Source organism: Shewanella sp. (assembly GCF_051658185.1).
GTDB lineage: Bacteria > Pseudomonadota > Gammaproteobacteria > Enterobacterales > Shewanellaceae > Shewanella.
On record NZ_JBOFMC010000093.1, the window covers coordinates 1 to 3,189 of the forward strand.

At 48.5% G+C, this 3,189-nt stretch carries 3 protein-coding genes; 2 read left to right on the forward strand and 1 reads right to left on the reverse strand.

What is annotated here, in order from left to right:
• On the reverse strand, positions 1-675 hold a 675-nt coding region (locus ACRCZA_RS04040), incomplete at its 3' end, for an MATE family efflux transporter (RefSeq protein WP_438673195.1).
• A 225-nt stretch (positions 676-900) separates the two neighbouring features.
• On the opposite strand from ACRCZA_RS04040, the gene ACRCZA_RS04045 reads away from it, so the two are divergent.
• Both ACRCZA_RS04045 and groL read left to right on the forward strand, forming a co-directional pair.
• Positions 901-1,191: a co-chaperone GroES gene (locus ACRCZA_RS04045; RefSeq protein WP_006086113.1), complete on the forward strand. Its 291-nt coding sequence runs from the start codon at positions 901-903 to the stop codon at positions 1,189-1,191.
• A 57-nt stretch (positions 1,192-1,248) separates the two neighbouring features.
• Positions 1,249-2,886, forward strand: coding sequence for a chaperonin GroEL (groL, locus tag ACRCZA_RS04050; protein WP_438673196.1), 1,638 nt, complete (start codon positions 1,249-1,251; stop codon positions 2,884-2,886).
• Positions 2,887-3,189 lie beyond the last annotated feature (303 nt).

The window sequence follows — 3,189 nt, forward strand, 5'->3', positions numbered from 1 at the left end:
ATTTAGCATTTTTCGCTTTATAATCAATAAATAGCCTGACAATGATAGCGCCACAAACCACGAGATAACCGTGGCGATAGCCGCGCCTTGGATCTCTAAGCGCGGAAAGGGGCCAAGGCCAAAAATCAATAAGGGATCGAGGATGAGGTTAATGATCGCCGCCAGCACCATGATCATTGCCGGTGAGCGGGTATCCCCCGTGGAGCGCAGGCCTTGGTTGCCGACCATCAACAGCACCAGCAGTGGGGCCCCGAGATACCAATACCACATATAGTTGTGGATCAGCGGTAAGCTACTGGCGTTGGCCCCCAGTAAGCGAAATAACGGATCAATAAAAATGCCGCCCAGCGCTGCAAGGCTTACGGTTAAGGCAAAGGTAAGCAGTAGGGCATCATGTAAAAACACTTTGGCCTTGGGCGCATTGCCCGAGCCAATCAGCCGGCCTAAATTGGTTGATACCCCGGCACCAATGCCGATAGCAATGCTGGAGACGACTAAGGTGACCGGAAAAGTAAAACTGATCGCCGCTAAGGCTTCTGTCCCTAACTGGCTGATAAAAAAGGTATCAGCAAGGCTAAAACCGAGAACGGTCATAATACCAATCAAGTTCGGGAGGCTCATGTTGAGCAGTACACGACTAATTGGCGCGCTCAGTAGCCCGTGTCTGTCTTTCATGGAGTGAAGGGTGCCTTGTTTGCGAGCGGAAGCGAAATTCTAACAGGAATGGACCTCATTGAAAAACGGCCCGCAAAAAAATGCATTTTTTTTTGTAAAGGCACTTGGATCCGTGAAGTATTAGCCCCATATCTCCCCCATCAAAGGAGAAGGCGGATTGGCCTCCTTCTTTTCATCACAAATCGCCTCGATTGTTGGGCATTAAATCATTAGGAGAGTTCATAGATGAATATTCGTCCATTACATGACCGCGTAATCGTTAAGCGTTTAGAAGTTGAATCAACTTCTGCGGGTGGCATCGTATTAACCGGTAGCGCCGCTGAAAAATCAACCCGCGGTGAAATCCTCGCAGTGGGCAACGGCCGCATTTTAGAAAACGGCACCGTTAAGCCACTGGATGTGAAAGTGGGTGATGTCGTGATCTTCAATGAAGGTTACGGTGTTAAGAAAGAAAAAATTGACGGTCAAGAAGTCTTGATCCTGTCAGAAGCTGACCTGATGGCAGTAGTAGGTTAATCCTTCGCATCAATTCGACATTCCAATTAATCATTAAAAATGTAAAGGAAATTCAACATGGCAGCTAAAGAAGTTGTATTTGGTAATGACGCTCGCGTAAAAATGCTTGCTGGCGTAAACATCCTTGCCAACGCAGTAAAAGTGACCTTAGGCCCTAAAGGCCGTAACGTGGTATTAGACAAGAGCTTTGGCTCACCGCTGATCACCAAAGACGGTGTATCTGTTGCTAAAGAAATCGAATTAGAAGACAAATTCGAAAACATGGGCGCGCAAATGGTGAAAGAAGTTGCTTCTAAAGCCAACGACGCCGCCGGTGACGGTACCACCACTGCAACCGTTTTGGCACAAGCCATTGTGACCGAAGGCTTAAAAGCCGTTGCAGCGGGCATGAACCCAATGGACTTAAAGCGCGGTATCGACAAAGCGGTTATCGCCGCAGTGGCCGAGCTTAAAAATCTGTCGCAAGAATGTGCCGACGCTAAAGCCATCGCGCAAGTGGGTACTATCTCTGCTAACTCTGACGAGTCAATCGGCCAAATCATTGCGACCGCAATGGAAAAAGTCGGTAAAGAAGGCGTGATCACCGTTGAAGAAGGTCAAGCACTGGAAAACGAACTGGACGTCGTAGAAGGTATGCAGTTCGACCGTGGTTACCTGTCTCCATACTTCATCAACAAGCCAGAAACCGGCAGCGTTGAATTAGATCATCCATTCGTACTGTTAGTAGACAAGAAAATCTCTAACATCCGCGAACTGTTACCAATCCTTGAAGGTCTGGCAAAAACCGGTAAGCCATTACTGATCGTTGCTGAAGACGTTGAAGGCGAAGCCTTAGCAACGCTGGTTGTGAACAACATGCGCGGTATCGTGAAAGTAGCAGCGGTTAAAGCCCCAGGCTTTGGTGACCGTCGTAAGGCGATGCTGCAAGACGTGGCGATTTTAACTGGCGGTACCGTTATCGCAGAAGAAATCGGCCTAGAGCTTGAAAAAGCCACCCTAGAAGATTTAGGTACAGCTAAGCGTGTGGTGATCACAAAAGACAACACCACCATCATCGACGGTAACGGCGAACAAGCGCAAATCGAAGCGCGCGTCAGCCAAATCAAGCAACAAATCGAAGAAACCACCTCAGACTACGACAAAGAAAAACTGCAAGAGCGTATGGCTAAATTAGCTGGCGGTGTTGCGGTAATCAAAGTCGGCGCAGCCACTGAAGTGGAAATGAAAGAGAAAAAAGCGCGCGTAGAAGATGCGCTGCACGCAACCCGTGCTGCGGTAGAAGAAGGCGTAGTACCTGGCGGCGGTGTGGCGCTGGTACGCGTAGCGTCTAAGATTGCTGACGTTGAAGTATTAAACGAAGACCAAAAACACGGTGTGGTTATCGCCCTACGTGCAATGGAAGCGCCACTGCGTCAAATCGCGACCAACGCAGGCGAAGAAGCCTCTGTTGTGGCTAACAACGTGAAAAACGGCAGCGGTAACTACGGTTACAACGCCGGCAACGACACCTACGGTGACATGTTAGAAATGGGTATCCTTGACCCAACTAAAGTGACCCGTAGCGCACTGCAATTTGCCGCGTCTATCGCAGGTCTGATGATCACCACCGAAGCCATGGTAGCTGAACTGCCAAAGGCTGATGCGCCAGATATGGGCGGCATGGGTGGTATGGGTGGAATGGGCGGCATGATGTAATTTTTGCTGGTTTAAATCGGTGATTACGGCGTTGCTGCTCGCTCACATACACACAACGTATGCTACGCTCACAGCGCCTTGTACTAACACGATTTATCCTGCGCAAAAACATCTGCGGTCTTTAGCTTAATCGCTAACACCCAAATTCTTGTAAGAGAAAAATGAAAACCCCGACTCGGGTAACTGAGTCGGGGTTTTGTTTTTTTTGACTGGCAACTTGGGTAAGTATTAGGTGTACTTACCTACACTTTTTGGGTTTTAATCACTGAATTACTAAAAGTGTAACATCGTATACTTTTGCGA